The organism is Finegoldia magna (assembly GCF_018371055.1).
Taxonomy (GTDB): domain Bacteria; phylum Bacillota; class Clostridia; order Tissierellales; family Peptoniphilaceae; genus Finegoldia; species Finegoldia magna_I.
Genome location: NZ_JAGYZD010000089.1, coordinates 1 through 6309, shown reverse-complemented (window position 1 = coordinate 6309; position 6309 = coordinate 1). Strand labels below are relative to the sequence as shown.

Below are 6309 nucleotides of genomic sequence, written 5' to 3'. Positions count from 1 at the left end.
TATCTCTTTCTTCTTTTAATTCAGGATATCCAGATTCATAAACTTTAATGCAAGAATCTATAACTTTTTCTATAAAACTGTCGTTTATTCCCAACAATTTTCCGTGTCTACAAGCTCTTCTTATTAGTCTTCTTAGAACATATCCTCTTTGCTCATTGCTTGGAATAACGCCATCATATATTAAAAATGTCATAGCACGAACATGGTCAGCAATAATTCTGATTGATACGTCGTTTTGATGATTTTCTTTGTATTTTACGCCTGAAATTTCTTCAATAGTTTTGATTATATCTTTTACAAGTCCTATTTCAAAAATATTATCAGCATTTTCCAAGACCATTGTAATTCTTTCAAGACCCATACCAGTATCTATATTTGGATGAGCAATTCTTTCGTATTTTCCGTCAGCAGTTTTGTTAAATTGTGTGAATACCAAATTCCATACTTCCAAGAATCTTTCGCCCTCATCACCTGGTTTTGCATCTTCTCTAGGATCAAATTCAAATCCTCTGTCTACGTGAATTTCAGAACATGGTCCACAAGGTCCTTGATCTAATTCCCAGAAGTTATCAGCTTTTCCTAATTTAACAACTCTTTCTGGACTTACTCCTACTTCATTTACCCAAATATTATAAGCTTCTTCGTCTTCTTCATATACAGTTATCCACAATATATCTTTTGGAACTTCTAATTCATTTGTTAAAAAGTCCCAAGCCCATGTAATGGCTTCTTTTTTGAAATAATCTCCAAAAGAGAAATTACCAAGCATTTCAAAAAATGTACCATGTCTTTGAGTTTTTCCTACTTCGTCAATATCTGCTGTTCTGATACATCTTTGTGAAGATGTTGCCCTGTCTTTTTTTAATTTTTTCTCACCTGTAAAATACTTTTTCAAAGGTGCCATTCCAGCATTTATAAGTAAAAGACTTTTATCATCTTGTGGTATAAGAGGAAATGATTTGATAACAAGATGTCCTCTTTCCCCAAAATAATCTAAGAATTTTTTTCTAATTTCATTTAAACCGTAATCTTTCATTATAACCTCACTAATTTTTAAAAAACATTTTAATCTTATCTTTAAAATGTAAATATAATATTTTAACTGTAGCAACGAATGGAACTGAAAGAATCATACCTACAACTCCAAACATTCCTCCACCTATAATCAAACTAACAATTACTAACAATGGATTAATTCCAATTTTTGAACCTAATAATTTAGGAGCTAGAATATTATTTTCAACCCATTGAATAGAAACGAACACAATTACTACAACTACTGCTTTTAATGGACTGTCCAAAAAAGCCAAAATAAAAGCTGGAGTAACCGCTATAAAAGGACCAATATATGGAATAATATCGCCTACCATAGTAAGTATTCCAATTATAATTGCAAAATCGACTTTCATAATGATTAAGGCAATCGCAGTCAATACTCCCACAAAAATCGCCATAATCAATCTGCCACGAATAAATTCACTGTAAGCTTTATCCATATCAGAACATATATTAAAAAATTTATCTTTATTCTCATTTGGTATGAATCCCATTATAAAGTCAATGCATTTTTCTTTATCTAAAAGCATATAAAAGCTTACAACTGGAACTAAAACAATTCTAAGTAAATTACTAAATATATTTCCCGTAACATTTCCTGTTTGGGATAATTTGTCCAATATTGAAGTTTGGATAGTTCCAAGCTTTTGATTAATTGTTTGCATTGCGTTGGACATAATTTTGCTAACATTCGGATATTCCTTAAATATTTTATTGTTAAGAGCATTTAATTTCACAGATATATCCGACATAAAGCCAGGTAAGCTTATTATCATTTTTTTAATTTGTTGTATAGTTTGTGGAACAACAATCATCCCCAATAAAATAATCAAAAGGATTACTATAACGTAAATGATTAAAATAGCTATTGACCTTTTAACTCCTTTGTTTTCAATATGTTTTACCAAAGGATTTATAATATATGAAAGCACTATTCCTATCAATAAAGTATTAATTGTATGATATATGATTGGATATTTTGAAAATAAAGCTGCAATTCCTAGCAATATAAGTATTAATATGGTAGTCTTTTTTATTTTATGAAAATTAAATACAATTTTGTATTTTTCGTCTACTTTACTATTTCCCACAGTAATTAGAAAATAAGTTCCAAAAACCATGAAAATAATAGTTATAAATATTAAAGCGTTACGCAAAAATTCAGAACTAATAAGCATATCTATTTCTCTTTGCTAATTAAATCTTGCAAACTCACGTTTTTAATGCTGTTAATCATATCATCGTGCATTTGAGTCCAAATAAGCCTAGATGGACAAGTGTCTTCTCTTGAACAAAGTCCGGAAACTGCAGAACATTCTGTCACTCCAAAAAATTCTTCTAAACACTCCAAAATTTCAGCTACTGAAATTTCTTTTGGAGATTTTTTCAATAAATAACCGCCTTGTACACCTCTAACTGAAATCACTAAATCTTGTTTTTTCAATTCTCGTATAAGTTGTTCTAAATAATTATTACTCAGTCCTGTGGCTTTAGATATTTCATTCAAACTAACTGGATTATCTCCATATTTTTTGCCTAAATATATCATAGCCGCAAGTCCATATCTTCCTCTCGTAGATAATCTCATAAGCCCTCCTATTTATGATAAATTTTATCATAGTAAAATAGTTGTGTAAATATCCTATTGCAATAATAATAGTAGATTAAGAAAACTCAATCTACTATTACCAAAATTATTTTACAATTATATTAAAAATTCTACCTTTTACATAAATTTTCTTAACTACGTTTTTGCCTTCAAGATATTTTGCTACAACATCATCTGCAATAGCTTTTTCAAAAACTTCATCTTCAGAAGCATCTCTAGATATCTCTACAGTTGCTCTTAGCTTACCATTTACTTGGATAGGAAGCTCTATTACATCCAAAATAGTTTTCGATTCGTCATATTCTGGCCAACTAGCTTCGTGAACATATCCTTCATATCCCATTCTTTGCCAAATTTCTTCTGTGATATGAGGACAAACTGGATTTAATAATATCAAGAATATCTTGAATTGTTCTTCGGAAATTTTATCTAAGTTGTTGAATTCATTCAATAATGTCATAAGTTGAGCGATTGCTGTATTAAATTTCAAGTTTTCATAATCTTCTGAAACTTTTTTAATAGTTTGATGAACCAAAGTTTCCATTTTTTCAAAATTAGAATCTCCATCAACTAATTCTTGCGTTCTCCAAACTTTATCCAAGAATTTTCTGCAACCTTTAACACCATTTTCAGACCAAGGAGCTGATTTTTCAAAATCTCCAATGAACATTTCATAGCATCTCAAAGTATCTGCACCAAAATCTCTGACGATATCATCCGGATTTACAACATTACCACGAGACTTACTCATTTTTTCGTTGTTGTCACCTAAAATCATTCCATGGCTAGTTCTCTTCATATATGGTTCTTTTGTAGGAACTACTCCAATATCATACAAGAATTTGTGCCAAAATCTTGAATACAATAAGTGAAGTGTAGTGTGTTCCATTCCGCCGTTATACCAGTCAACTGGAACATAATAGTCCAAGTTTTCTTTACTTGCTATCGCTTCGTCGTTGTGTGGATCAGTATATCTCAAATAATACCAAGAAGATCCTGCCCATTGTGGCATAGTATCAGTTTCTCTTACAGCATCTCTACCGCATTTTGGACATTTTGTATGAACAAATTCATCTATATTTGATAGTGGGGATTCTCCATTATCTGTTGGTTCATAATTATCAACCTTAGGCAATACTAGTGGTAAATCTTTTTCTTCCAAAGGAACCCATCCACAATGTTCACAGTAAACCAATGGAATTGGTTCTCCCCAATATCTTTGTCTAGAAAATACCCAGTCTCTCAATTTGTAGTTTGTTTTCTTGTGACCTATTTCTTTTTCTTCAATGTATTCATACATTTTTTCTTTTGCTTCATCTACACTCAAACCATTTAAAAATTCAGAATTAATAAGATTTCCTTCATTTGTTTCAGTGAATGCAGAATTTTCTATGTCAGATCCTTCAATTACAGGAATCATTTCGATGTTGAATTTTTTAGCGAATTCGTAGTCTCTGTCATCGTGCGCTGGAACTGCCATAATAGCACCTGTTCCATAAGTCATCAATACATAATCTGATACATAAACAGGAATTTCTTTGCTAGTCAAAGGATTAATCGCTGTCAATCCATCAATTTTATATCCTGTCTTTTCTTTAGATAAATCCGTTCTTTCTAATTCCGATTTCTTAGCAACTTCTTGTCTGTAACTTCTGATTTCTTCGATGTTTTTAATTTGAGCGCTATATTTTTCAATTAAAGGATGATCAACTGAAATAACCATGTAAGTTGCACCAAATATAGTATCTGCTCTTGTTGTAAAAACAGTAATTTTTTCGTCAACTTCTTTTATTGAAAAATTAATTTCTGCACCGTATGATCTTCCAATCCAGTTTATTTGTTGCGATTTTATTCTATCCAAATAATCGACATCTTTTAAATCATCTATAAGTCTATCAGCGTATTCAGTAATCTTAAGCATCCATTGATTCTTAACTTTTCTGATTACTTCACCGCCACATCTTTCGCAGTGACCGTTAATTACTTCTTCATTTGCAAGTCCTGTTTTACATGAAGGACACCAGTTAATTGGCATTTCCTTTTTGTAAGCAAGTCCTTTTTTAAACATTTGGATGAAAATCCATTGAGTCCATTTATAGTAGTGTGGGTCTGTTGTATTTATTTCTCTGTCCCAATCAAAAGAAAAACCTATTGATTGCATTTGTCTTTTGAAGTTTTTGATGTTGTTTTCAGTAACAATTTCTGGTCTTATTTTATTTTTAATAGCAAAATTTTCTGTAGGAAGTCCAAATGCATCCCAACCCATTGGATATAAAACATTATATCCTTGTATTCTTCTTTTTCTTGAAACGATGTCCAATGCAGTGTATGGTCTTGGATGACCTACGTGTAGTCCTTGTCCAGATGGATAAGGAAACTCTACTAATGCGTAGAATTTTTCTTTTGACTTGTCATCAGAAGTCTTGAAAGTTTTGTTTTCTTCCCAATATTTTTGCCACTTTTTCTCAATTGAATTCGGATTATATCTATCCATTTTTACCTCCAAATAATAAAAAATTCGCCTCTTACATAGAAGAGACGAAATAAAATTCCGCGGTACCACTCTTATTGGTTAATCCCACTCAAATCTTTAACGCAGATATACGAATATTCTATTAATAAACAAGTTCAATAATCTCAAATATTGATTCACACCAACCATCAATTCTCTGAAATTTTTTAATTATTTACTACTTTTATTCAAATATTATTATAAAAACTTATTACTATGATATCACATCACAGAATTAAATTCAATATTAGTATTCACAATGTCCAACAGTTCTTGGGAATGGAATGACATCTCTTATGTTTGACATTCCTGTCATATACATTACCATTCTTTCGAAACCTAATCCAAATCCACCGTGCTTAACTCCACCGTATTTTCTTAAATCAAGATACCATTTGTATTCTTCTTTGTTGAATCCTAATTCATCCATTTTCTTATCTAACAATTCGTATCTTTCTTCCCTTTGGCTTCCACCAATTAATTCACCAATTCCTGGAACTAAAAGGTCTGTTGCTGCAACTGTTTTGTTGTCGTCGTTAAGTCTCATGTAGAACGCCTTGATTTCTTTTGGATAGTCAGTAACGAATACTGGACCATCTACAACTTTTTCGCTCAAATACTTTTCGTGTTCTGTTTGTAAATCCATTCCCCATTCAACAGGATATTCGAATTTTTCTCCTGATTTTTGTAGAATTTCAACAGCTTCAGTGTAAGTTAATTTTTTGAATGATTTGTTTGCAACTTTTGTCAATCTTTCAATTAAGTTCTTGTCTATAAAACTGTTGAAGAATTTTATTTCTTCTTCACAATTTTCCATAACATCTTTTATGATATATCTAACCATATCTTCAGCCAAATTACATACATCATCCAAGTCAGCAAAACATATTTCAGGTTCCATCATCCAGAATTCTGCAGCATGTCTAGGAGTATTAGAGTGTTCACTTCTGAAAGTTGGTCCAAATGTATACACATTTCTAAATGCTAATGCATAAGCTTCTGCTTGTAATTGACCACTTACTGTTAAGTTAGTAGATTTTGAGAAGAAATCTTGTGAAAAATCAACATTTCCATCGTCATCTTTTGGAATATTATCTAAATCTAATGTTGTAACTCTGAACATTTCTCCAGC

General features: G+C 31.1%; 5 protein-coding genes and 1 other annotated feature. All 5 genes read right to left on the bottom strand.

Annotated features, from left to right (window positions below; all coding sequences use genetic code 11):
• Positions 1-1036, bottom strand: a 1036-nt coding sequence (gene alaS / locus KHW44_RS05105) for an alanine--tRNA ligase (RefSeq protein WP_304066778.1), incomplete at its 3' end; no start/stop codon positions are given.
• A gap of 10 nt (positions 1037-1046) precedes the next feature.
• Positions 1047-2234, bottom strand: coding sequence for an AI-2E family transporter (locus KHW44_RS05100; RefSeq protein WP_154271169.1), 1188 nt, complete (start codon positions 2232-2234; stop codon positions 1047-1049).
• Between the two features lie 2 nt (positions 2235-2236).
• On the bottom strand, positions 2237-2644 hold the full coding sequence (locus tag KHW44_RS05095) for an Rrf2 family transcriptional regulator (RefSeq protein ID WP_154271170.1): 408 nt from the start codon (positions 2642-2644) through the stop codon (positions 2237-2239).
• 106 nt (positions 2645-2750) lie between these two features.
• The gene (gene leuS / locus KHW44_RS05090) at positions 2751-5159 is read right to left on the bottom strand and encodes a leucine--tRNA ligase (protein WP_304066768.1); all 2409 of its coding nucleotides are present in this window, start codon (positions 5157-5159) and stop codon (positions 2751-2753) included.
• A 37-nt stretch (positions 5160-5196) separates the two neighbouring features.
• Positions 5197-5377 (bottom strand) — a binding site (T-box leader).
• A 47-nt stretch (positions 5378-5424) separates the two neighbouring features.
• Positions 5425-6309, bottom strand: an 885-nt coding sequence (asnS, locus tag KHW44_RS05085) for an asparagine--tRNA ligase (RefSeq protein ID WP_304066765.1), incomplete at its 5' end; no start/stop codon positions are given.